General features: G+C 74.2%; 21 protein-coding genes and 1 pseudogene. 15 read left to right on the forward strand and 7 right to left on the reverse strand.

The window, feature by feature from the left end; genetic code table 11:
- The first annotated feature begins 24 nt into the window (after positions 1–24).
- From JE024_RS34330 to JE024_RS34340, 3 genes are all read left to right on the forward strand, one after another.
- Entirely contained in the window at positions 25–1035 is a 1011-nt protein-coding gene (locus JE024_RS34330; RefSeq protein ID WP_372449897.1) for a hydroxyacid dehydrogenase, read from the forward strand.
- 133 nt (positions 1036–1168) lie between these two features.
- Complete coding sequence (locus JE024_RS34335) at positions 1169–3190, forward strand: outer membrane protein assembly factor BamB family protein (RefSeq protein WP_244883384.1); 2022 nt, start codon at positions 1169–1171, stop codon at positions 3188–3190.
- Positions 3187–4056 carry a heparin lyase I family protein gene (locus JE024_RS34340; RefSeq protein WP_205377773.1) on the forward strand — a complete coding sequence of 290 codons (870 nt, stop codon included), beginning with the start codon at positions 3187–3189 and terminating at the stop codon, positions 4054–4056. The genes JE024_RS34335 and JE024_RS34340 overlap by 4 nt, the downstream gene beginning before the upstream one ends.
- A gap of 82 nt (positions 4057–4138) precedes the next feature.
- On the opposite strand, the gene JE024_RS34345 is transcribed toward JE024_RS34340, so the two are convergent.
- Positions 4139–5443 (reverse strand): MFS transporter, encoded by a 1305-nt coding sequence (locus tag JE024_RS34345; RefSeq protein ID WP_244883386.1) that lies wholly within the window; start codon positions 5441–5443, stop codon positions 4139–4141.
- A gap of 71 nt (positions 5444–5514) precedes the next feature.
- Here JE024_RS34345 and JE024_RS34350 point away from each other — a divergent pair, with 71 nt between their 5' ends.
- Positions 5515–6522 carry a GlxA family transcriptional regulator gene (locus JE024_RS34350; RefSeq protein WP_205377774.1) on the forward strand — a complete coding sequence of 336 codons (1008 nt, stop codon included), beginning with the start codon at positions 5515–5517 and terminating at the stop codon, positions 6520–6522.
- Positions 6523–6613: 91 nt separating this feature from the next.
- On the forward strand, positions 6614–7249 hold the full coding sequence (locus JE024_RS34355; protein WP_205377775.1) for a hypothetical protein: 636 nt from the start codon (positions 6614–6616) through the stop codon (positions 7247–7249).
- An 18-nt stretch (positions 7250–7267) separates the two neighbouring features.
- On the opposite strand, the gene JE024_RS34360 is transcribed toward JE024_RS34355, so the two are convergent.
- From JE024_RS34360 to JE024_RS34370, 3 genes are all read right to left on the reverse strand, one after another.
- Complete coding sequence (locus JE024_RS34360) at positions 7268–8107, reverse strand: endonuclease/exonuclease/phosphatase family protein (protein WP_205377776.1); 840 nt, start codon at positions 8105–8107, stop codon at positions 7268–7270.
- Between the two features lie 237 nt (positions 8108–8344).
- Entirely contained in the window at positions 8345–8620 is a 276-nt protein-coding gene (locus JE024_RS34365) for a GlsB/YeaQ/YmgE family stress response membrane protein (protein ID WP_205377777.1), read from the reverse strand.
- Positions 8621–8774: 154 nt separating this feature from the next.
- Positions 8775–9548, reverse strand: a complete 774-nt coding sequence (locus JE024_RS34370) for a GbsR/MarR family transcriptional regulator (RefSeq protein WP_205378516.1) — start codon at positions 9546–9548, stop codon at positions 8775–8777.
- Positions 9549–9771: 223 nt separating this feature from the next.
- Between JE024_RS34370 and JE024_RS34375 the strand changes: the two genes are divergently transcribed.
- Both JE024_RS34375 and JE024_RS34380 read left to right on the forward strand, forming a co-directional pair.
- Positions 9772–10434 carry a DUF4097 family beta strand repeat-containing protein gene (locus JE024_RS34375; RefSeq protein ID WP_205377778.1) on the forward strand — a complete coding sequence of 221 codons (663 nt, stop codon included), beginning with the start codon at positions 9772–9774 and terminating at the stop codon, positions 10432–10434.
- Positions 10435–10564: 130 nt separating this feature from the next.
- The gene (locus JE024_RS34380; RefSeq protein ID WP_205377779.1) at positions 10565–10849 is read left to right on the forward strand and encodes a hypothetical protein; all 285 of its coding nucleotides are present in this window, start codon (positions 10565–10567) and stop codon (positions 10847–10849) included.
- Between the two features lie 247 nt (positions 10850–11096).
- Here JE024_RS34380 and tnpA read toward each other — a convergent pair.
- Positions 11097–11481 (reverse strand): annotated as a pseudogene (tnpA, locus tag JE024_RS34385) (IS200/IS605 family transposase).
- A gap of 15 nt (positions 11482–11496) precedes the next feature.
- Between tnpA and JE024_RS34390 the strand changes: the two are divergent.
- The 6 genes from JE024_RS34390 (at position 11497) to JE024_RS34415 (ending at position 17521) form a co-directional block, all read left to right on the forward strand.
- The gene (locus JE024_RS34390; RefSeq protein WP_205378517.1) at positions 11497–12723 is read left to right on the forward strand and encodes an RNA-guided endonuclease InsQ/TnpB family protein; all 1227 of its coding nucleotides are present in this window, start codon (positions 11497–11499) and stop codon (positions 12721–12723) included.
- A 26-nt stretch (positions 12724–12749) separates the two neighbouring features.
- Positions 12750–13931: a sensor histidine kinase gene (locus JE024_RS34395; RefSeq protein WP_244883387.1), complete on the forward strand. Its 1182-nt coding sequence runs from the start codon at positions 12750–12752 to the stop codon at positions 13929–13931.
- Complete coding sequence (locus JE024_RS34400; RefSeq protein ID WP_205377780.1) at positions 13928–14593, forward strand: response regulator transcription factor; 666 nt, start codon at positions 13928–13930, stop codon at positions 14591–14593. The genes JE024_RS34395 and JE024_RS34400 overlap by 4 nt, the downstream gene beginning before the upstream one ends.
- 75 nt (positions 14594–14668) lie before the next feature.
- Positions 14669–15745, forward strand: a complete 1077-nt coding sequence (locus tag JE024_RS34405; RefSeq protein WP_205377781.1) for an ABC transporter ATP-binding protein — start codon at positions 14669–14671, stop codon at positions 15743–15745.
- Positions 15742–16506, forward strand: coding sequence for an ABC transporter permease (locus JE024_RS34410; RefSeq protein ID WP_205377782.1), 765 nt, complete (start codon positions 15742–15744; stop codon positions 16504–16506). The genes JE024_RS34405 and JE024_RS34410 overlap by 4 nt, the downstream gene beginning before the upstream one ends.
- Positions 16499–17521: an alpha/beta hydrolase gene (locus JE024_RS34415; protein ID WP_205377783.1), complete on the forward strand. Its 1023-nt coding sequence runs from the start codon at positions 16499–16501 to the stop codon at positions 17519–17521. Before JE024_RS34410 ends, JE024_RS34415 begins: the two co-directional genes overlap by 8 nt.
- 20 nt (positions 17522–17541) lie before the next feature.
- Here the strand turns inward: JE024_RS34415 and JE024_RS34420 are convergent, their stop codons facing one another.
- The gene (locus JE024_RS34420) at positions 17542–18474 is read right to left on the reverse strand and encodes a helix-turn-helix domain-containing protein (protein WP_205377784.1); all 933 of its coding nucleotides are present in this window, start codon (positions 18472–18474) and stop codon (positions 17542–17544) included.
- Between the two features lie 102 nt (positions 18475–18576).
- On the opposite strand from JE024_RS34420, the gene JE024_RS34425 reads away from it, so the two are divergent.
- Complete coding sequence (locus JE024_RS34425; RefSeq protein ID WP_205377785.1) at positions 18577–20127, forward strand: alpha/beta hydrolase; 1551 nt, start codon at positions 18577–18579, stop codon at positions 20125–20127.
- Between the two features lie 41 nt (positions 20128–20168).
- Here JE024_RS34425 and JE024_RS34430 read toward each other — a convergent pair whose 3' ends face one another.
- Positions 20169–21512: an aspartate aminotransferase family protein gene (locus tag JE024_RS34430; protein WP_205377786.1), complete on the reverse strand. Its 1344-nt coding sequence runs from the start codon at positions 21510–21512 to the stop codon at positions 20169–20171.
- An 89-nt stretch (positions 21513–21601) separates the two neighbouring features.
- Between JE024_RS34430 and JE024_RS34435 the strand changes: the two genes are divergently transcribed.
- The gene (locus tag JE024_RS34435; RefSeq protein ID WP_205377787.1) at positions 21602–22507 is read left to right on the forward strand and encodes a LysR family transcriptional regulator; all 906 of its coding nucleotides are present in this window, start codon (positions 21602–21604) and stop codon (positions 22505–22507) included.
- The last annotated feature ends 9 nt before the right edge of the window (positions 22508–22516 follow it).

Below are 22516 nucleotides of genomic sequence, written 5' to 3' on the forward strand. Positions count from 1 at the left end.
ACCGCCACCGTGAGGACTTCCCCGATGCAACCGCCCGCCCGCCGCCCCCGCGCCCTGTTCGCCATGGGACGGCGCCACCGCGACACGCTCTTCCCCGCCCCTGCCGTCCGGCGCCTGACCGGCTGGGTCGACATCGACCCGGACGAGGTCGCCGAGGACTTCGGCCGCGCGCCGGCACTCCACGCCGCGGAGATCCTGATCACCTCCTGGGGATGCCCCGCCATCGACGAGGACGTCCTGGCACGCGCACCCGCGCTGAAGGCCGTCGTCCACGCCGCCGGCAGCGTCAAGCACCATGTGACCCAGGCGTGCTGGGACCGCGGCATCCGCGTCTCCTCCGCCGCCGCGGCCAACGCGGTGCCCGTCGCCGAGTACACCGTCGCCGCCGTGCTCCTCGCCAACAAGCGGGTCCTGGAGATCGGCGCCCTCTACCGCGAGCACCGCGCCCCCCTCGACTGGTCCCGGCGCTTCCCCGGCTTCGGCAACTACCGCAGGACCGTGGGCGTCGTCGGCGCCTCGCTCGTCGGCCGCAAGGTCCTCGAACTGCTGCGGCCCCACGACCTCGACCTCCTCCTCGCCGACCCCCATGCCGACGCGGAACAGGCCCGCCGGCTGGGCGCCCGGCAGGTCGAACTGGACGAACTCGTCGCCGCGTCGGACGTCGTCTCGCTGCACGCCCCCGAACTCCCCGAGACCCGCCACCTGATGGACGCGCGACGGCTCGCCCTCATGCGGGACGGCGCCACGCTCGTCAACACCGCGCGGGGATCCCTCGTCGACACCGGGGCGCTCACCGCCGAAGCCGCCACCGGCCGCATCCACGCGGTCGTCGACGTCACCGAACCGGAGGTGCTCCCCGCCGGCTCACCGCTCTACCGGCTGCCGAACGTGCTGCTCACCCCGCACATCGCCGGCTCGCTCGGCGGCGAACTCGGGCGCATCACCCACAGCGCCCTGGACGAGATCGAACGCTACTGCGCCGGACGCCCCTTCGCGCACCCCGTCCGCCACGAGGCCCTGTCCACCTCCGCCTGAGGACCGGCCCGGCGGCGGACGTCCGCCGGGATCCCCGCCGGACGTCCGGGCCGGCCCCTTCGCCGGCTCCCACGGCACACCCGTGCCTCCGCACCCTCCAGCACCGTCCCAACCGACGACCCAAGGAGTCCCCATGCCCCCCACCCCGTCCATGGACCGGCGCCGGCTGCTGAGCGCCGGCGGAGCCCTCGGGCTCGCCGCCGCCGCTGCCCCGCTGCTCGGCCCCACGGCGCACGCGGCCCCGGCCGGTCCCCGCACCACCGTCACCGACCTGGGCCCCGCCATCGAGCAGTTCGCGCTCATGAGCGGACTCCTCGTCGGCGACACCGTCTACATCGGCTCCCGCAACCAGCAGCCCACCAGGGTGATCGGATTCCACCTGCCGACCCGGAAGGTGGTCTCGCGGACCGACCTCGGCAGCGGCCACTCCGTGCAGGCCCTCGCCGCCGACCCCACCGGCCGCTACCTCTACGCGGGCATCCTGACCAAGGCCGACGAGGGGAAGCCCAACCTCTTCCGCTGGGACCTGAGCACGCCCGGCCGGCCCGCCGCGGGCATCGGCCGGACCGGCGACCGGGACATCCGCGAACTCGCCGTCGCCCCCGACGGCACCGTGTACGCCGTGGGCGGCGTCCCCGGCGACGCGCCGGCCCTGTGGATGTACGACCCCGGGACCGGCGAGGTGACCGGTCTCGGCGTCCCCGACCCGAAGGCCACCCTCGCCCGGGCCGTCGCGGCGACCGACACGACCGTCTACTTCGGCGCGGGCAGCGTCCTCGCGGGCGGGGACGGCGCGAGCCGGGCCTGCCTGTACGCCTACGACCGGGCGTCGGGCGCCTTCACCGACATCACGCCGAAGGAGCTGACCAGGGACCCCAGCCTGCGGGAGCTCGCCGTCCACGGCGACCGGCTCCTGGCCAGCACCTCGGGGTCGACCGAGCACGCCAAGCTCGCCGTGCTGGACCTGGCCGACCCCTCCGCGTACACCCTGATGCCCACCGAGGGAGGGGTGGTCAAGAACCTCACCGCCGCGGGCGACCGGATCTTCTTCGCCACCGACGCCGGCCTGTACTCCTGCACCCCCGCCACCAGGACCGTGACACCCCTCGCGCACGACGGGCCGGACCTCGGCGAGATCTGGGGCCTCGACCACGCCGGCGGCACCCTGGCCGTCGTCTCCGGCTACGGCTTCGTCGGCGAGGTGGACATCGCCGCCGGCACGGCCGTCATCACCGAACTCGGCTCCGCCGGCGCCCCCGTGACCCCGCAGACCACGATGGGCATCGCCGCCGACCACCGCTACGCCTACGTCGGCGGCAACAACGTCATCGCCCGCCACGACCTGCGCACCGGCGAGGTGAGAAACCTCCGGGCCCCCGGTGAGGCCAAGGACGCCGAGGTGCTGAACGGCGTGCTCTACACCGGGCAGTACAACTCCCAGGGCATCTGGCGGTACGCGCCGGGGCCCGGCGGCGGTCCGCGCCGGGCCGCCGGGTTCCCCGGCGAGCAGAACCGGCCCCTCGACATCTGCTGGGACGACGTGAACCGGCTGCTGCTCGTCGCCGTGCAGTCCGACACCGAGGGCGGCGGCGCCCTGTGGACGTACTCCCCGGGGAAGGCCGAGGGGACCGCGTACGTCAACCCGGTCGACGCCGACCAGACCGTCCGGGCGGTCGCCGCCCGCGACGGCGTCGCGTACCTCGGCGGCGACAACCCGTCCGCGCGGGGCCCGCGCGGCACCGTCGTCGCCGTCGACCCCGTCGGCGGGCGCGAGCGGTGGCGCATCGACCTCCCGCTCGCCCTGGGTGTGGCCGCGCTGGCCGTGCGGGGCCGCCATCTGTACGGCCTCACGAGGCGGGGCGGCTTCTTCGTGATCGACACCCGGAGCCGGCGCCTCGTGCACACCGCCGACCACCGTGCCCTGTGCCCCGGCTTCGCCGCGATGGTGACCAGCCGGAACGTGGTCTACGGGGTCTCCGACACCACGCTCTTCCGCTTCCACCCGGAGACCTTCGCCGTCAGCACGGTGGTCGCCGCCATCGACGGCGCCTGGTACAGCGGGCCGCACGTCAACGCCGACCGCGACGGCCGGCTGTACACGATGCGCGGCCACCGGCTCGTCCGCGTCGACGACAGGCCGGTGTTCGGAGCATGAGGAGGACCGACAGGAGGGCCGGGCGGACCACGGGCAGGACGACACGGCGCACCGCCCTCGCTGCGGCGCTCGCGGCGACGCTGACCCCGGCCGCGCTCGCCACGGCCGAGGCCGGCCAGCACCTGCCCGGCGCCCCGGCCCCGTCGTCCGGCCGGGCGGCGCTGCTGAGCGTCGACTACCGGTCCGGCACCCTCGACTCCGGTGTCCCGGACCTGACCACCACTCACGCCACGGCGGCGGACGCCTCATCGGTCGTCCCGGCGGGCGACGACCACGCCGTCGCCCACAAGGTGACCCTCGGCGACCCCGGCTACGTCTCGGACGGCGCCCCGCGCAGCGAGAGCGCCACCAACGCCGTCGCCGGCGGGACCTTCCGCGTCGGCGACGAGCACCGCTACGAGTTCAGCCTGCTGCTCCAGGACTGGAAGACCTGGGAGCCGGGGGAGTCGCAGAGCGGCGACATCGTCTTCCAGGGGAAGCACGCCGGCGGCAACCTGCCGTCGTTTTACCTGATGACCAAGCGGAACGGCATCGCCTTCCGGTCACCCACCCTCGACCTGCAGACCGCCGTGGTCGACGACTTCCGACCGTACCTGGGTAGGTGGATGCGCTTCCGGGTGGACGTGAAGTGGACGGACGACGACACCGGCCACTACCGGATCTCCACCCGGATGCCCGGCGACTCCGGCTGGACGGCGCGGCACGCCTACGAAGGCGTCCGGACGTTCCATCCGAAGAACCCGACCGCCTTCGGCTACCTGAAGTGGGGCCTGTACCGGCCCGGCCAGACGCCGGAGAACGGCGATGTGCCGACCCGTGTCGTCCACCACGACGACATCCGGGTGACCGGCCTCTCCGGCGGATGAACGACGCGGCCCCGCCGCCGGCCCTCGCCCCCGTGCCCCGCCGCTCCGGCGGGGCACGGGGGCGAGGGCTGGCGGCCGCCGGTCACGTCCCCTCCGGGGCGGCCGTCCCCGTGTGTGCGCCGTCGTCCGCGCGGGCGGCGCGGCGCAGTCCGCGGACGGCCGGGGTCGCGAGCAGCGCCACCCCGCCGGCCAGGCAGGCGCCGGCCGACACCAGCAGCAGCCGGTCCGGGGAGGCCAGGGCGGTGGCCGGTCCCGCCAGCATCTGGCCGGCCGCGATCCCGGAGACCGAGCCCGCCAGCTCGTACGCCGTGACCCGGTTGAGCACGGCGGGCGGGGTGTGGGTCTGCACGCTGGTCGCCCACATCACCGACCAGAAGGCCACGGCCGCCCCGCCGAGCACGTGCCCCGCCAGCAGCACCGGCAGCCCGGCGTCCCATGCCACCGACAGCGGCAGCACGGTGTACAGGGCGACGGCCACCGCGCCCGCGGCCAGTGGGCGGGCCGGGCGGACCCGCAGCGCCAGCAGGCCGCCGAGCACCGTCCCGGCGCCGAGTGCGGAGACCGCCAGGCCGTAGGCGTCGGGGCCCAGCCGGTCCCCGATCAGTGCCGCGGTGAGCGGGACCAGCGGGCCGAAGACGAGAATGCCGCAGCCCACCCAGATGAGGATCACGGCCCACATCCAGGTGCGTGCGCGGAACTCCTGCCAGCCCTGGCGCAGATCGCGGCGCAGGGATCCGCCGGTGCTCGCGGGCACTCGGGCGGGGGCGAGCCGGACGAGGGCCAGGCACAGCGCGCTGACCAGGAAGGTGCCCGCGTCGATGGCGTACACGGTCCCGGCGCTGGTCAGCGCCAGCAGCACGCCCGCCAGTGCGGGGCCGAGCAGATGGGCGAGTGCGTCGGCCACCTTGAGCGTGGCGTTGGCCCGCTGCGGTTCGCTGGAGACCAGCGGCACCATGCCGTTCGCCCCCGGCAGGAACATCGCGACGGCCGCACCGGCCAGCGCGGCCATCGACACCAGCAGCCAGAACGGCGGCGTCCCGGCGAAGAAGGCCACCGCCAGCACCGCTTGGGTGACCACGCGCACGAGGTCCGCCACGACCATCATCCGGCGTGCGCCGAACCGGTCGGCCAGCACCCCGCCGAACAGCACCAGCAGGACGAAGGTGCCTGTCCAGGTGCCGAGGACGAAGCCGACCCCGGACACGCCGTAGAGCGCGCCGACGGCGAGCGCCGCCGCCACCGGCATCATGGCGTCGCCGAACAGCGAGACTGCGCGGGCGGCGAAGTAGAGCGTGAAGCGCCGGTCCCACAGCGGGGGAGGGGCGGGCGGCCCGGCGATCGCCGAAGCGGCCCGGGGTGTCGGGGTGTTGGTCTGCGAGGTCGTCACGCCGCGATACTGGTCTGGACCAATAGCCCGAATCCAGTGTCGCGAACGACGTCATGGGGTACTTTCGCGCCATGACGCCTCGTCCGCTGCCGAACACTCCGGCGCCGCACCGGGTGGTCGCCCTGACCAGGCCCCCGCAGCCGGCCTTCCCGCTGGCCTGCGCGGCCGAGGTGTTCGGGGACCACGGCCCGGCCGTCCCCGCCCGCTACACCTTCGAGATCTGCACCGAGCACCCCGGCCCGGTGCGCACCGGTCTCGGGCAGGACCTGCTGGTCACGGCGGGCCTGGAAGCCGTCGGGCGGGCCGACACCGTGGTGGTCCCCGGCTGGGAGCAGGACCCCGGTGCCGAGGTGTCCCCGGCGGTCGTGGAGGCCGTCCGCGAGGCGCACCGGCGGGGCGCCCGGATCGCCGCCATCTGCACGGGGGCGCTGGTGCTCGCCGCCGCCGGGCTGCTGGACGGACGGCGCGCCGCCACCCACTGGGCCCGCGCCGCCGAACTGGCCGCCCGCTTCCCGCGGGTCCGGGTCGACCCCGCGGTGCTCTACGTGGACCACGGCGACGTCGCCACCAGCGCCGGGTCGGCGGCCGGCGTGGACCTCTGCCTCCACCTGGTGAGCGCCGATCAGGGCGCCGCGTACGCCACCCGGATCGCCCGGCGGATGGTGATGCCGCCTCACCGCGAGGGATGCCAGCTCCAGTACGCCGAATTGCCCTCGCCCGGACCGGTGGGCGACTCGCTCGCACCGCTGCTCGACTGGGTGTCCGAACGGCTGGACCAGCCGATCGGCGTCGCCGAGATGGCCGCCCGCTCGCAGGTCTCGGCCCGCACCCTGACGCGCCGCTTTACCGGACAGCTGGGCATCAGCCCCGGGCGCTGGCTGCTGGACCGCCGCATCGCCGCCACCCGCGCGCTCCTGGAGGAGACCGACCTGCCCGTGGAGTCCATCGCCCGCCAGGTCGGCCTCTCCTCGGCCGTCAACCTGCGGCGGCGGTTCCACGAGGCGCTGCGCACAACCCCCGCCGCCTACCGGCGCGCCTTCCGCGCCGACCGGGCCGGGCAGGGTGCCGCGGCGCCCTGACGCGGCGCGTTCCGGCTGAGTACGATCGCCCACCGCGGGATGGGGACGGGACCGGATGCCGGGCCGGCCCGCAGGCTCGTAGCGTCGCCGTGTGAGCGAAGACAAGGACAGCGCGCCCCGGCAGGGCATGTCGTGCACCCGGGCGCTCGGCGTCACCGTGGCCGTGCTCGTCGGCCTGCCCCTGCTGATCGTCCTGGGCGTGGTGGTGACCTTCGCGGTGCAGCGCTCCGTCCCCGAGGACTATCCGACGGTCGCCCCGCGGACGACGGCGGACCGGGCGGCCGCGCGCTCGCGGGAGGCGTACGCCCTCCTCGGCCCCGGCCCGTTGATCCCGGCGGGCGAGTCGAACTCCTTCTCCTCCGACATGTGTTACCCCGGCGGCCTGGAGTCGGCGGCGGACGAGCCCACGCCCGGCTCCTACGCGCTGTCGCACACCTGGGACGTCGGCGGCGTTCCGCGCGAGGACGCGGTCGCGGGGCTGGAGCGGCTGCACGACGCGCTGGTCGCCGACGGCTGGCGGATCGTCGCCCACGATGCCGCGCCGGGCGACGCCGAACTGGTGCTGCGCGCCGAGCACGACGACGAGGGGCGGCAGGTCTACTTCTGGACTCCCGACGGCGGACGCCTCCGGGGAGGCGTGCACGCCGCCTGCGCGTTCGACCCGTCGGGGGAGGAGAGCTGGGACGTCACGGCGGGGCTGGTACCCCCGGCGCTCGGCCGCGGCTGACCCGCCCGGGGGCGATCGCTACGCGGCGCCCAGGTCGGCGTGGACGAGGTGGTGGTCCGAGTACTCGCTGGGGTGCACCCGGTGGGCGAGCGGGACGATGCCGCGCAGGAAGATGTAGTCGAACTTGCTCTGCCAGTCGGTGGTCGGCGCGCAGGCGCCGACGGGCGAGGGGTGGCACTGCGGATCGGTGTCCTTGGCCAGTGCCCACACCCGGGCGAGTTCGGGGGCGTCGGGCCGGGCGTTGAAGTCGCCGAGCACGACGGCGCGTTCGTGCCGGGCGACGGCGGCGGCCAGCACCCGGGTCTGCTCCGCGCGGACCGACTCCTGCTGCCGCTGGGCGAGATGGGTGTTGAAGACCCGGACGGACTCGCCGCCCACCGTCGTCGTCACGGCCATGTACCCGCGGTCCTCGGAACCGCCGTCGGGGTACTCCACGCTAATGTGGTCCGTCATCGGCGCCACCGACAGGATCGCCTGGCCGTAGCCGCCCGGATCCCACGGCAGCCCGCCGCAGCGGCCCCAGTTCTGCAGCACCGTGCCGTACTCGACGTGGTAGACGAGCCCGTAGCGCCGCTTCAGGTCGTCCCGGATCTTCTTCACGTCGCGGACGCACGACTCCTGGAGCCCGATGACCTGGGGCGCGTACTCGGCGATGTCCGCCGCGCGGTCGCCGTTGCCCGAGTCGCAGGGATTGCAGATGTTCCAGGTCATCACCCGGTTCGGTACGGCCTGTCTGACGTCCTCGGCCGGCAGCGAGGCGGCGGAGAAGGCACCGCTAGGCGCGCTGGGGCCCACGAGCACCATGAGGGCCACGACCGCGGCGCCCGCGAGCAACCGCGTGCCCCTTTCGAACACCATGCCTCCCGGTGGTGACCTCTACACGTCCACGACGTCCCGGGCACGAGGTTATGCGATGCGGTCACGGGCGAGCGCGGTGGACCCGGTCTTTGCGCGCCGCCGCGCTCCGGCGGCACGCGAAGACCGGTCGCGCACGGCCCCGCACACGCCGACGGCTCCCGTCCGCCGCGGGGCGGGACGGGAGCCGTCCGGAGTCGATCGGCCGCGCGAGGCGCCGGTTGCGTAAGGCGCCGGGCCTCACGCGTGGCGGCGGGAGCGGTTGCCGGTCACCATGCGGTAGAGCGCGAGCAGGATGAGCGAGCCGACGATCGCGGCGATCCAGGTGGAAAGTTCGAAGAAGCCGTCGATCGAGTCGACGCCGAAGATCACCTTGCCGAGCCAGCCGCCGAGCAGGCCGCCCGCGATGCCGATGAGCATGGTGATGATGACGCCGCCCGGGTCCTTGCCCGGCATGATGGCCTTGGCGATCGCGCCCGCGAGCAGGCCGATGATGATCCACGCGATGATGCCCATATCGCAACTCCGTCCCGATGTGCAAGAGGTGTCTCAGCTCATCGTCTGCACCGTTTGAGCCCGGACAAACGTCCGGTTCTGAAAATCCCGTGACGATGACGACGACGGCGCGGTGACCGTGGCGGAGCGGTGACGGCGACGGGTGCAACGCGTGTCACGTCCCGCCGGGGTGCGCCTCCTCGTCGCCGTGCGGTGCGGCGGCGGGGACTGCGGGCGTCTCCGGGCGGGTGTTGAGGAGGGCCCGGGCCTGTTCGGCGGCGCGGCCGAGGCTCTCGCCCACGAAGTCGAGGAAGCGGGCGACGTTCTCCAGCCGGACGGCGGCGGGCGTGCCGGGGCCGAGGACCCCGACGCCCTCGCGCGCGATCTCGACCTGCTGGGCCAGGGAGCGGACGCTGGCCTCCATGGACTGGTACCAGAGGTCGTCGTCGATGACGTAGCGCTCCCGCCGGCCCTCGTCGCGCTGCCGCCGGACGAGCGACTGGCTCTCCAGGAAGGTGATCGACTTGGAGATCGTCGCCGGGCTGACCTCCAGGCGCCGGGCGAGTTCGGCCGCGGTCATGCTGCCGGTGTCGGTGATCATGAGGGCGACCATGACCCGGGCCATCATCTTGGGCAGACCCGACTGCATCAGAACGGTCGTGAACGCCTCCTCGTAGGCGCGCACCGCCTCGGCGTCACGCCCGTGGGGCTGCGGCACCGGCCGGGAGCCCCGGAGTGCTGGGGCCCTGCGCCGGTGGGCGCGCTGCTCCGTCGCGCGGTGCGCCAGGTCCGCGCGGTAGCCGGTCGGCCCGCCGTTGCGCATCACCTCGCGGGTGATCGTCGAGGTCGGACGGTCGAGCCCCCGGGCGATCTCCGCGTAGGCGAGGCCGTCGGCCAGCCCCAGGGCGATCTGCTGGCGGTCCTTCTGGGTGAGCCTGCCTCCCGGCACTGCGGCCTCCTTCGTGGCGTCTGCGGCCGTCACCATAGCGTTCACCGTCTCTCCATTGCAACAGATGCGCCATCGTGTGTTGCGTTATGCTGCTGCCCGATGCAACGATTATGAGGCTCTGAACTGCATAAACAAGAGAACTCTGCAACGAAGTAGTTGCTGGAACATTGAACGCAACGTAGCTTTTGCGGTGTCAGAAACAACGAACCGCAAGGAGCTCACCATGCAGACCTTCGACACCCCCGCCCCCGTCACCGCCGCCTTCGACATCCCCGCCGGGCGCGTCCAGATCATCGCCGCCGACCGCACGGACACCGTGGTCGAGATCCGGCCCATGGACGCCTCAAAGAGCCGTGACGTGAAGCTTGCCGAGCAGGCCACGGTCGCCTACGCCGACGGCGCCCTGCGCGTCGAGGTCCCGGTGAAGAACCGTCACCTCGGCTCCTCCGGGGCCGTCGAGGTGACCGTCCGGCTCCCCGCCGGTTCCCGTGTCGAGGGGAAGGCGGCCGCGACCGAGTTCCGGGGCGTCGGCCGCCTCGGCGACGTCTCCTTCGACGGGGCGTACCGGAAGATCAAGATCGACGAGGCCGCGAGCATCCGCCTCACCGCCGTCGACGGGCACGTCGAGGTCGGCAGGCTCAACGGGCCCGCGGAGATCAGCACCCAGCGCGGTGACATCCGGATCACCGAGGCCACGCGCGGCGCGGTCGTGCTCAGCACCCAGTCCGGCGACATCTCGGTCGGCGCCGCCACCGGGGTCTCGGCCGCCCTGGACGCCGGCACCTCCTACGGCCGCGTCAGCAACGGCCTGCGCAACGACGGCACCGCCGTGCTCAGCATCCGCGCGACCACCGCCCACGGCGACATCACCGCCCGCAGCCTCTGAGCGCCGGGCACACCGTGGCAGCCCCTGCGACGGGCGGCCTCCGCACCCCGGGAGACACCGGGGAGGCCGCCCCGCGGGTTGCCGGCGTCCGGCGCAGTTAGCCGGCCGCGGAAGGGGTACACGTGCCCGCATGAGGACCGATCGCCGCAAGCCCGTGAAAGCCGTGCGCCAACTGCGCAGGATCCGTTCCTTCTACACCGGGGGGTTCCTCCTGTGGGCCGGCTCGGCCGCCTGGACCGCCTCCCACGCCCCGGGCGGACGCCAGATGTGGGCCTCGCTCCTGCTCCTGGGCCTCTTCGCCGGGCTGCTGCTCACGGCCTGCGTCCTGCTCCGGCGCATCGAGGCCGCCGCCCCCGCCCGGGCAGCGCGCCGCACGGCCCCGGGAAAGCCCGCCGCCGCGCTCGCCCCCGAGTGACCGCTCCGCCCGCACCCGCCGGCACCTGAGGCGCGGCCTGCTCCGGCCGGGTGCCCGCGCGGTCCGCCACGGCGCGTACTCCCCTCGTCGTACACCCCCGCCCCGGCGGGCTTCTACCTCTGATCTTGGCCAGTGATCCGCCATTCAGGACGGGGGTGAAGGCCATCGTTAACCCGGAGGCGCGAGGCGCCGGAGTTCTCTGCGCCTCTGGGGGTGGCAGTCAGGCAGGCCGCTTCGGGTATTCGACTTACTGCTTGACCATGGTCAGTGGTGCGCGCCGCAGCTCCCGGCGAAGTACGAGCCGGACCAGAAGTGTTCTCCCCACAGGTACCGGCGCATGTGGCTGTCGTACTCCGTGCGCAGCATGCGGGCCGAGGCGCCCTGGAGTGAAATGACCAGTTTCGACAGCTGGGTCTTGGGGGGGTAGTGCACCAGCAGATGGACGTGGCGTCCTCGCCGTTGAACTGCTTCAGCTCGGCCTCGAAGTCCGTGAGCTCCTCCCGCATGATCTCTTCGCACCGCGTCAGCACGGCGTCGGTCATGGCCTGACGCCGGTACTTCACTACGAAAACCAAGTGGACGTGCAGGTGGTGGACATGACGACCGGTGCGCACATCGGGATCGGGGTTCATCGTATGGTGATCAACATGCAGCTTCGGTACAGCTTCCGCGTGTACCCGAGCGCCGGTCAGCGCATGGCGTTGGGGCGGGCGTTCGGGTGTGCTCGGGTGGTCTTCAACGACGCGCTTCGCGTCCGTAAGACCGCCCGTGCCGCCAGGCTGCCGTTCGTTGCCTCGGGCGAGCTGTCCAGGCGGCTCACCGCTTCGAAGAAGACCTCCGAGCGGGCATGGCTCGGCGAGGTGTCCTCGGTTGTGCTGCAGCAGTCTCTCAGGGACCTGGACACTGCCTACAGGAACTTCTTCGACGGCCTGAAGGGCAAGCGCCCGCGCGTGGGTGCGCCCCGGTTCAAGTCCCGTAAGGACACCCGTCAGGCGGTCCGCTTCACCGCGAACGCCGGGTGGAAGATCACGGCCGGCGGAAAGCTCCGTCTTCCGAAGGTCGGCGACGTTGCGGTTCGCTGGTCGCGCTCGCTGCCGTCAGTTCCGTCCACGGTGACCGTGATCAAGGACCGCGCGGGCCGGTACTTCGCCTCGTTCGTGGTCGAGACCGAGCCCGAGGCGCTGCCCGCCACGGACGCGACGGTCGGGATCGACCTGGGCCTGACCCACTTCGCGATCCTCTCCGACGGTACGAAGATCGACTCCCCGCGCTTTTTGCGCCGGGCCGAGAAGAAGCTGAAGAAGGCGCAGCGGAACCTGAGCCGGAAGGCGAAAGGCAGTAACAACCGGGCGAAGGCCCGGATCAGGGTTGCCCGCGCCCACGCACGGACTGCCGATGCGCGGCGCGAGTTCCATCACCAGCTCTCCACCCGGCTGATTCGCGAGAACCAAGCGGTCGCAGTGGAAGACCTGGCGGTCAAGGGACTCGCCCGTACGCGTCTCGCGAAGTCCGTTCACGACGCCGGATGGTCGGCGTTCACCGCGATGCTGGCGTACAAGGCCGCCCTGTACGGGCGCGCCTTCCACCGCATCGGGCGGTTCGAGCCCACGTCTCAGGTCTGCTCGGCCTGCGGCGTCAAGGACGGCCCCAAGCCCCTGCACGTCCGGGTATGGACGTGCAGGGCGTGCGGGACCGTCCTGGACCGGGACATCAACGCGGCGGTCAACGTCGCCAAGGCCGCCGGACTGGCGGTCACTGCCTGCGGAGCGCGGGTAAGACCGGGACACATCCCGGCACAGCGCGAAGAAACAGGAACCCACCCAAAGCCCCAGCCGGTGACCACCGGCAGGCAGACGGGAATCTCCGCCCTTTAGGACGGAGAGGATGTCAAGGTGAGGCTGTGAACCGTTCCCTCGCCCGGCTGCGCGACCGCACCCCCTGGCCGCCGCCCCCGCACGTCGCGGACTGGGCGGTCGCGGCGGTCACCGCCCTGCTCACCGGATCCGACGCGGCGGTCAACGACCCCGGCTACCGCCAGGCCGACGCCGTCACCTGGACCCTGTTCGCGGTCTCCGTCGGGGCGCTGCTGGTGCGCAGCCGGTATCCGGTCGCGGTCGCGGTGGTCACCGGAGCGGCCTGCGCCGGATGGGCCCTGTACGGGCACATCGGCGAACTGCTCAACCTGCCGGTGATGGTCGCGCTGTACACCGTCGCCGTGCGCGGCGACCGCACCCGGACGATCCGCGCCGGCCTCGTCGCCGCCCCCGCGTCCGGCGTGGTCTCGCTGATCGCCGGCATCGACGTGGCACAGCCGCAGGGCGCGCCCCTGCTGGAGATGCTGTGGCCGCTCGTGCCGCTGCTGCTCGGGGAGGTCGTGCGCGGCCGCCGTGAACTGGTGCGGCACTACGCGGACCGCGCGGCCCGCGCGGAGGCCGAACGGGAGCGGGAGGCGCGGCGCCGGGTGGAGCAGGAACGGCTGCGCATCGCCCGCGAGGTGCACGACGTGGTGGCCCACACCGTGTCGGCGATGACGGTGCAGGCCGGGCTGGCCCTCGACGCGTTCGACGCGCGGCCGGAGGTGGCCAGGGAGGCCATGCGGCAGGTGCGCGCCTCCGGCAAGGAGGCGGTGCGCGAACTGCGCGCCACGGTGGGCGTGCTGCGGTCGGACGGCGCACCGCCGACCGGTCCGGTGCCCCGGCTGGACGGACTCGGCGACCTGGTGCGCCGGCTGGACGCGACCGGCCTGGACGTCGGCCTGCGCGTGGACACCGAGGACGGCGACGCGCCCCGCCTGGTGGAGCTGGCGGCCTACCGGATCGTGCAGGAGGCGCTGACGAACGTGATCAAGCACGCCCGGGCGCGGCACGCGGCGGTCTCGGTGCGCCGGGACGGAGACTGGCTCACCGTGGAGGTCCTCGACGACGGGACCGCCGCGCCGCCCGCGGACGGCGCCGGGTTCGGGCTGGCCGGCATGCGGGAACGGGCCGTCGCGGTTGGCGGCACGGTGGAGGCCGGGCCGGTGCCCGGCGGCGGCTGGCGGGTGCGGGCACGGCTGCCCGCGGACAGGGAAGCGGCACAGTGATCAGATTGCTCCTGGCGGACGACCAGACCGTGGTGCGGGCCGGCTTCCGTGCCCTGCTCGACACCGGCGACGACTTGGTGGTCGTCGCCGAGGCCGCCGACGGCGGGCAGACGGTGGAACTCGCCCGCACCACCCTGCCCGACGTGGTGCTGATGGACATCCGCATGCCGCGGACCGACGGCCTCGAAGCCACCCGCCGGATCGTCGCCGACCCCGCACTGGCCGCGGTGCGCGTCCTGGTGCTCACCACGTACGAGGCCGACGAGTACGTCTTCGAGGCGCTCCGCTCGGGCGCCGCCGGCTTCCTGCTGAAGGACGTCGAGCCCGACGACCTGCGCGCCGCGATCCGCACCGTGGCCGGCGGGCACAGCCTGCTCGCGCCCTCCGTGACGCGCCGGGTGATCGAGGAGTTCGCCCGGCTGAAGGCACCCGAGGCGGACGCGCGCCGCCGGCTGGAGCCCCTCACCGCACGGGAACGCGAAGTGCTGGCGATGGTCGGCCGCGGCCTGTCGAACGACGAGATCGGCGCCCGTCTGCTGATGTCACCGCTCACCGCGAAGACCCACGTCAGCCGGACCATGACCAAGCTGGGGGCACGCGACCGGGCCCAGCTCGTCGTCACCGCCTACGAGACCGGCCTGGTACGCGCGGGGGAGCACTGACCTGCTCCCGGCGGAGCAGCGGCCGACTCCGCCGGGCGGATGTCCCGCCGCCGCGCGGTCCCTAGCGTCGGGAACATGATCGAAGCGAGGGAACTCACCAAGGAATACGGCGGCAGGACCGCCGTCGACGCACTGACCTTCACCGCACGCCCGGGCCGGGTCACCGGATTCCTCGGCCCCAACGGCGCCGGCAAGTCCACCACCATGCGCCTCGTCCTCGGCCTCGACGCACCGACCCGGGGATCGGTCGCCGTCGCCGGCACCCGGTACGGCCGGCTCGCCGCGCCGCTGCGCGAGGTGGGCGCACTCCTCGACGCGCGAGCCGTCCACGGCGGCCGGACCGTGCGCCGGCATCTGCTCGGCCTGGCCCGCTCCAACGCCCTGCCCGCCCGCAGGGTGGACGAGGTGCTCGGGACCGTCGGCCTGGAGGCGGTCGCCGACAGACGGGCGAAGGGCCTGTCCCTGGGCATGGCACAGCGGCTCGGCATCGCCGCGGCGCTGCTCGGCGACCCCGGCGTCCTCGTCCTGGACGAGCCCGTCAACGGGCTGGACACCGAGGGCATCCGCTGGATCCGCACGCTGCTGACCTCGCTGGCGGCCGAGGGGCGCACGGTGTTCCTCTCCAGCCATCTGATGAGCGAACTGGAACGCACCGCCGACCATCTCGTCGTCATCGGGCGGGGCCGGCTGCTCGCCGACACCTCCATGGCCGAGTTCATCGACCGCCACTCGCCGGAATCGGTGCTGCTGCGCGTCCCGGACGGCGAGACCGCCCGCATGCGCGCCGCCCTGGAGGCCCTGGGCGCCGTGGTGCGCCCGGAGGACCGCGGGGGACTGCGGGTGACCGGAGCGAGTGCCGGGGCCGTCGGCGAGACGGCCCGGACGCACGGCCTCGCCGTCCATGAACTCACGCCCCGGCGCTCCTCGTTGGAGGAGATCTTCACCGCGATGACCCGGGAGGACGTCGAGTACCGGGGGGACGCGCCGAGCGGCCCGGGCCCGGACACGCACACCGACACGGGCAGGGACGCGTACACGCACACCGGCCCGGGCCCGGACACCCACGCGCACACCGGCCCGGACGGGGGCACAGGCACCGACCCGGACGGGGGCGCGCGGGCGCGAACGGACACGAGGGAGCTGCTGACATGACCGACACCACCACGCCACCGCCCGGCTTCCGCCGGGCCCTGGCCTTCGAATGGACCAAGTTCGCGAGCCTGCGCTCCACGGTGTGGACGACGGCCGCCACGGCGCTGGTCACCATGGCCGGCGCGGTGTTCGTGGGACTGAGCGGCAGCCTCCAGGCCGACGACACCGTGCTCGGCGGCAGTCTCACCCTCGCCGTCGTCGCCCTGATGACCGCGGGCGCCGTCGGCGCCCTGGTGGTCTGCGGCGAGTACTCCAGCGGCACGATCACCGCCACCCTGGCGGCGGTGCCCCGCCGCGGCAGGGCTCTGGGGGCCAAGGCGGCCCTGGTCGCCGGGGTGTTCGGCGCGCTGGGCCTCGTCTCGTGCGCCGTGGTGTACCTGCTGGGCGACGCCGTCATCGACGGCTCCCACCCCCAGGGCAGCCCGCTGCCCGCGCTGTTCGGCATCGCGGCACTGTTCTCCCTGGTCGGCGTCCTGGGGCTGGCGATCGGCACCCTGGTGCGCCACGCGGCCGGCGCGGTCGTCTCCGTGGTCGCCGTGCTGCTGCTGCCCTCGCTGCTCGGCCCGCTCCTCGGCGGCGCGGGGCCCTGGGTCGCGGGTGCCGCCCCGACCGCGGCGCTGGAGAAGCTCACCCAGACCTCGGACGCCTCGGCCGAGGCGGTCGGCAGCCTCGGAGCCTGGCCCTCGCTGGCCCTGGTCGCGGCGTACACGGCCCTCGCCCTGGCCGGAGCGGCCCTCGTCCTGCGGAGGCGCGATGTCTGAGCGGCGCGGGACGGCGTGGACGGCGGCCCGGCTGCTGCTCGCGCTGGTGACCGCGGCGGTCTGCCTCGCCCCCACGGCACCGCCGAGCGGGCCGGACGGCCTCCGGGTGGTGTCCGAGCGGCGGACGGGGGAGCGGATCACCGACCTGACCGTGCGCTCGGCCGCCCTGGGCCGGGACGCGCGGGTGCGGCTGCTGACCCCCGAGGGCTGGGAGCGGCGCGGTCCCGACGACCGGTGGCCGGTGCTCCACCTGCTCGCCGGCGGCGACGGCGACCACGAGACCTGGACCCGCGAGTACCGGGTCCACGAGAACCCCGCCCTGCGCGACACCCTCGTCGTCATGCCGGAGATGCCCCTCTACGGCTTCTACACCGACTGGTGGAACCACGGCCGCGGCGGGCCCCCGGCCGTCGAGAGCTTCCACCTGCGCGAGGTGCTGCCGCTGATCGAGCGCCACTACGGCGCAGGCACCGCACGGGTGGCGGCGGGCGAATCCCAGGGCGGCTTCGGCGCCCTCTCCTACGCCGCCCGGCACCCGGGTCTCTTCCGGGCCGTGGCCGGCTACAGCGGCTTCGTCCACCCGCTGCGCCACCCCCACGCGGTGCGCGCGGGCATGACCTACCTCGGTCTCGACTGGCGGGCCCTGTGGGGCGATCCCGTGGCGCAGCGCCGGGTGTGGGAGGCGCACGACCCGTACCACCTCGCGCGGCACCTGCGCGGCACCCGCGTCCATCTGTCCGCCGGGGACGGCCGGCCGGGGGCGCTCGACCCGCCGGGCACCGGCCCCGACCCGCACGTCCCCGGCCTCGAGGACCCGGCCGACCCCTTCCCCGCCGATGTGATCTCCCCGACGGAGGCCCTGATGGGCGAGGAGTCACGCCTGGTCGCCGAACGGCTGCGGGACGAGGGAGTGCAGGTGAGCACCCACTTCTACCGGGGCACCCACTCCCCGCCGTACTGGCACCGGGAGTTCGACCGCACCCTGCCCGCCCTGCTCGACGCCCTCGACCCCTGAGCGGATGTCGCGCCGCCCCCTCAGGCGACCGCCGCCCGCTCCGTCTCCGCGTCCAGTGCCGCGCACAGCCAGTCGTGCGCGGCACCCGGCGTCGGCGCCGCCGGGCCGAAGAGCACCGCCGCCTGCTGCCAGTAGGCGTCGATCCGCGGGTCGGCGGCGAGCTGGCCGCCCAGCCGCCGCCGGAAGTCCGGGGTGCTCCGCGCCCCGCACGCCGCGGCGTAGACCGCGACGAAGCAGTCGAGCGCCTCACCCGGGCCGGGGGCCCGCCGCGCCAGCAGTTCGGAGGCGGCCAGCGCGTACGCCTCCGGCAGCCCCTCGTAGAGCACCGCGGGCCGGTAGCCCCCGCCGCTGCGGTGGGCGGCGGGCTGGCACGGCAGCCCGCCCGTGCAGGGCCCCGACACCAGCGCGTGCAGCCGCGCGAAGGCCAGCACCTCGGCCGGAGCCGGATCGCCGGGAAGCTGCGGGACGGCGTGCTCGACGACGGCCGAGACCACCCGGGCCGGCATCCGCGGCGGCAGCCAGCGCCGCCAGAAGCGGGCCAGCGAGGCGGTGTTCGGCGGACTGGTCACCGCGCCGACCAGCCGCAGCCGCTCGGCACGCTCCCCGGGCGGGCTCTCCCCGACCAGCCGGAGCGCCGCCTCCCGCCAGCGCAGCGCCGCCAGTTGGGAGCCGACCTCGCGCAACTGCCCGGCGACGGCGTCCTCCAGCGTCCTGCCCGGCACGTCCTCCTCGGCGTCCAGGACCCGGGCCACCTCGGACACCGTCAGGCCGAGGGCGCGCAGGGAGCGGATCAGGCCGAGCCGTTCGAGGGCCTCGGGGCCGTACCGCCGGTGGCCGCCCGTGCTGCGGCCGGCCTCGGGCAGCAGACCGCGGTCGGAGTAGAAGCGGACCGTCTTGACGGTCGCACCCGCACGGGCCGCGAGTTCGCCGATGCTCCACCGGCCGTCGGGCATCACGTCTTGAACCTCCCTCAGGGGGAGTTCCTACCGTACCGGCGTCGGCGGCCGCGCCTCCACGGGCCCGGCCGCACCCACGACGTCCACAAGGAGGCGTACATGACCGCGTTCGTCCTGGTGTCGGAGGCACACACCGGCGGCTGGATCTGGCAGGAAACCGTGTCACGGCTGCGGGAGTCGGGGCACACCGCACACCCCGTGACCCTCACGGGCATGGGGGACCCGGCACGCCCCGCCGGACCGGACACCGACCTGGGGACCCACGTCGCGGACGTGGTGGAGGCCGTCGACTCCCTCCAGGCACCGCAGGTGGTCCTCGTCGGGCACGGCTACGGCATCCACCCCGTACTGGGGGCCGCCGACCTGCGCCCCGGCCGGATCGCCCGGGTCGTGCACCTGGACGCCGGCCTGCCCCGGGACGGCGACCCGCCGCTGGTCCTCGTCCCCGACGAGGGCGTCCGCGAACGGCTCACGGCGTATGCCGCCAACGCCTCGGACGGCGGCCCCGGCACCGTCGCCGGGCGAGGCGGCGCCCGGCCCGTCCCACCGCCCGACGCCGCCTCCTGGCACCGCTGGGGCAGCACCGACGGCGTCCCCGCCGACGCGCTGGACCGCCTGGCCCACCTCGCCGCACCCCAGCCCGCGGCCACCCTCACCCAGCCGCTCCGACGGTCCGGCACGGCCGGTGAGGTGCCGACGACGGGCGTCCTGTGCCTCGCCAACGGGTCGAGCATCGCCCTGGTCGAGCACGTGGTGAGCTTCGGCGACCCCCGGCTGGAGGCCGCCCTCACCGCGCCCGGGGTCACCTTCTTCGAACTGCCCACGGGGCACTGGCCGATGCTGTCCGTCCCCGGCGAACTGGCCCGCGTCCTGGCGGAGGCGGCCCGGGGGGAGGGCCACCGCATCACCCGGGCCGCCCGACAGGACCCGCCCCATCTGCGGCCCTTCCTGCTCGACGTGCCCCCGTGCACGCGCGAGCGGACGGACGCCCTCGACCTCTACCTGCCCGAGACGGACGGGCCCGTGCCCGCCGTCGTCCTCGTGCACGGCGGCCCGGTACCCGCCGGTGTCCTGCCCACCCCGCGCGACTGGCCCGCCTTTGCCGGCTACGGCCGCGCGCTGGCGGACGGCGGCGTGGCCGCGGTCATGTTCGACCACCGGCTGCACGACGTCGCGGACTACGGGCGTGCCGCCGACGACCTCGCCGCCGCCGTCGAGCTCGTCCGCGCCGACCCGCGCGTCGACCCGGACCGGGTGGCCCTCTGGTTCTTCTCCGGCGGCGGACTGCTCGCGGCGGACTGGCTCGCGGCACCCCCGCCGTGGCTGCGCTGCCTGGCGGCGACCTACCCCGTCCTCGCGGCACTGCCCGGCTGGGGATCCACCGGCCGTCCGTTCCGCCCCGCCGAGGAGCTGCCCCGGGCGGGGAGCCTGCCCCTCGTCCTCACCCGCGTGGGCCTGGAACACGCCGCGATCGCCGCCACGGTGGCCCGGTTCACCGAGGCCGCGGACGCCTGCGGCGCGGCGCTGGAGGTGATCGACGTCCCGCACGCCCACCACGGCTTCGAGACGATCGACCACACGCCGGAGGCCCGCGCCGCGGTCCGCGCCGCGGTCGCGGCCGTCGCCGGCCACCTGCGCGAGGAGGAGTAGAGTCCCGGGGCCCGTGCGCCGCCGCGCGGGCCCCGGGCCGCTCAGCGCCCGCCGACGACGTCGTCGATCGCCTGGTCGAGCAGGGCGAGACCGAGCGAGAGCTCGTCCTCGGTGATGGTCAGCGGCGGGGCGATGCGGAAGACCCCGCCCATCCCGGGCAGCTGCACGATGTTCATGTGCAGACCCAGCTCCAGACAGCGGCGGGTGATGCGCGCGCCCAGCAGATCCGTGCTCGCCCCCGCCTCGTACGAGGCGTCCAGCTCGATCCCGGCCAGCAGGCCCCGGCCGCGCACGTCACCGACGACCGGGTGCCGCTGCTGGATGTCCAGCAGCCCGTCGCGGAGGAACTCGCCCAGCGAGGCAGCGCGTTCGTCGAGCCGCTCGGCGGTGAGGACGTCGAGCACGGTGTTGCCGACCGCGGCGACGAGCGGGTCGGCGACATGGGTGGTGAAGAACAGGTAGCCGCGCTCGTGCGCCGCCTGCTCGATCTCGGCGCTGGTGATCACGGCCGCCAGCGGCAGACCGGCGCCGAGCGTCTTGGAGAGCGTGAGGATGTCGGGCACGACCCCGTCGCGTTCGAACGCGTACCAGGTGCCCGTGCGGCACAGCCCGGTCTGCGCCTCGTCCAGGATGAGCAGCATCCCGCGCTCCCGGCACTTCGCCTTCAGCGCCGCGAAGTAGCCCGGCGGCGGCTCGATGATGCCGCCCGAGCTGAGGATCGGCTCCACGATGCACGCGGCGAGGCTGCCGGTCGACTGCGCGTCGATCAGGTCGAACCCGAAGTCCAGCTGACGGCGCCAGTCGTGCGACCCGTCGGGCAGGGTGAAGTCCGGCCGGTAGGCGTGCGGCGCCGGGATGGCGAAGTTCCCCGGGGCGCCCGGGCCGTAGCCCTTGCGGCCCGCGCTGTAGGTGGCGGACGCGGCCGCCTGCGTCATGCCGTGCCACGACCGCGCGAACGAGACGATCTCGTGGCGCCCGGTGACCAGCTTCGCCATCCGGATCGCCGCCTCGTTCGACTCCGCCCCGGTCGTCAGCAGCAGCGCCTTCTCCAGCGGCTCGGGCAGGGTGCCGGCCAGCCGGCGCGCGAGGTCGACCACCGGGCGGCTGAGCATGCCGCTGTAGAGGTGGCTGACGGTGGTGATCTGCCGCTGCACGGTCTCCACGATCGCCGGATGCCCGTGACCGAGGATCGCGCTCATCTGACCGGAGGTGAAGTCGAGGATCTTCCGGCCGTCGGCGGTGTGGACGAAGCTGCCGGAGGCGTGCTCGATCACCTCACGGCAGAACTCGCCGCCGTAGCGGACCAGATGCCGGTCGGCGTCGGCCCAGAAGGCGTCGGCCGACGGGGCGGCGGGGGAGACGGTCGTGCCGGTGGGAGAGGTCATGCCGCGACGGTAGGCGCCGTGCGAAGCACACGTCCATCGACTCTTTCCGGCTTTCCTGTTCGGAAGATCCGTACAACAATCGACGGGTGATGAACCCGTGGAGGCTGCGCCTGCTCAGCCAGCTCGACGCCCTCGGCACCGTACGGGCGGTCGCCCAGGCCGCCAGCCTGAGCCCGTCCAGCGTCTCCCAGCAGCTCGCCGTGCTGGAGACCGAGACGGGCACCCAGCTCCTGGAGCGCACCGGCCGCCGGGTACGGCTGACCTCGGCGGGCCTGATCCTCGCCCGCCGGGCGCGGGACATCCTCGACCACATGGACAGCGTCGAGGCCGAACTGCGCGGATTCGGCCGGGAGCCCGCGGGGCGGGTACGGCTGGGCGCCTTCCAGAGCGCCGTCCACACCCTCGCCGTCCCGGCCGTCGGCCGGCTCGCCGCCCACCACCCCCACCTGGAGGTGGAACTGCTCGAACTGGAGCCGCACGACAGCCTGCCGGCGCTGCGCGGCGGCGACGCCGACATCGTCATCACCACCACCGACTTCGACGAGCAGCCGCTCGGACCCGACATCGACCTGCTGCCGCTGGCCACCGACCCCGTCCTGCTCGTCCTCCCGCCCGGCCACCCCACCGCCGGCCGCGGCCCCGCCGACCTCGCGGCCTACGCGGACGAGCCCTGGGCCTTCGACGTGCCGCAGTCGTACATGGCGAACCTCGCGCTGCGGCTCTGCCGCCAGGCCGGCTTCGAACCGCGGGTGGTGAGCAGGTTCGGCACCTACCCGCTGACGCTTCAGCACGTGGAGGCGGGCCACGCGATCACCCTGCTCCCCGGGATGGCCGTCGACACCGGCCGCTACCGCGTCACCACCCGTGAGCTCGCCACCCCGCTCACCCGCTCCATCACCGCCGCCATCCGCCGCACCTCCCCACCGCGCACCGCCGTCCAGGCCGTCCTCGATGCCCTGCGCCGCGTCTCGGGGCCTCCGGGCGACGCGGGCTGACGGCGCCCG

Origin of the sequence: Streptomyces zhihengii (assembly GCF_016919245.1) — a bacterium.
GTDB classification, from domain to species: Bacteria; Actinomycetota; Actinomycetes; order Streptomycetales; family Streptomycetaceae; genus Streptomyces; species Streptomyces zhihengii.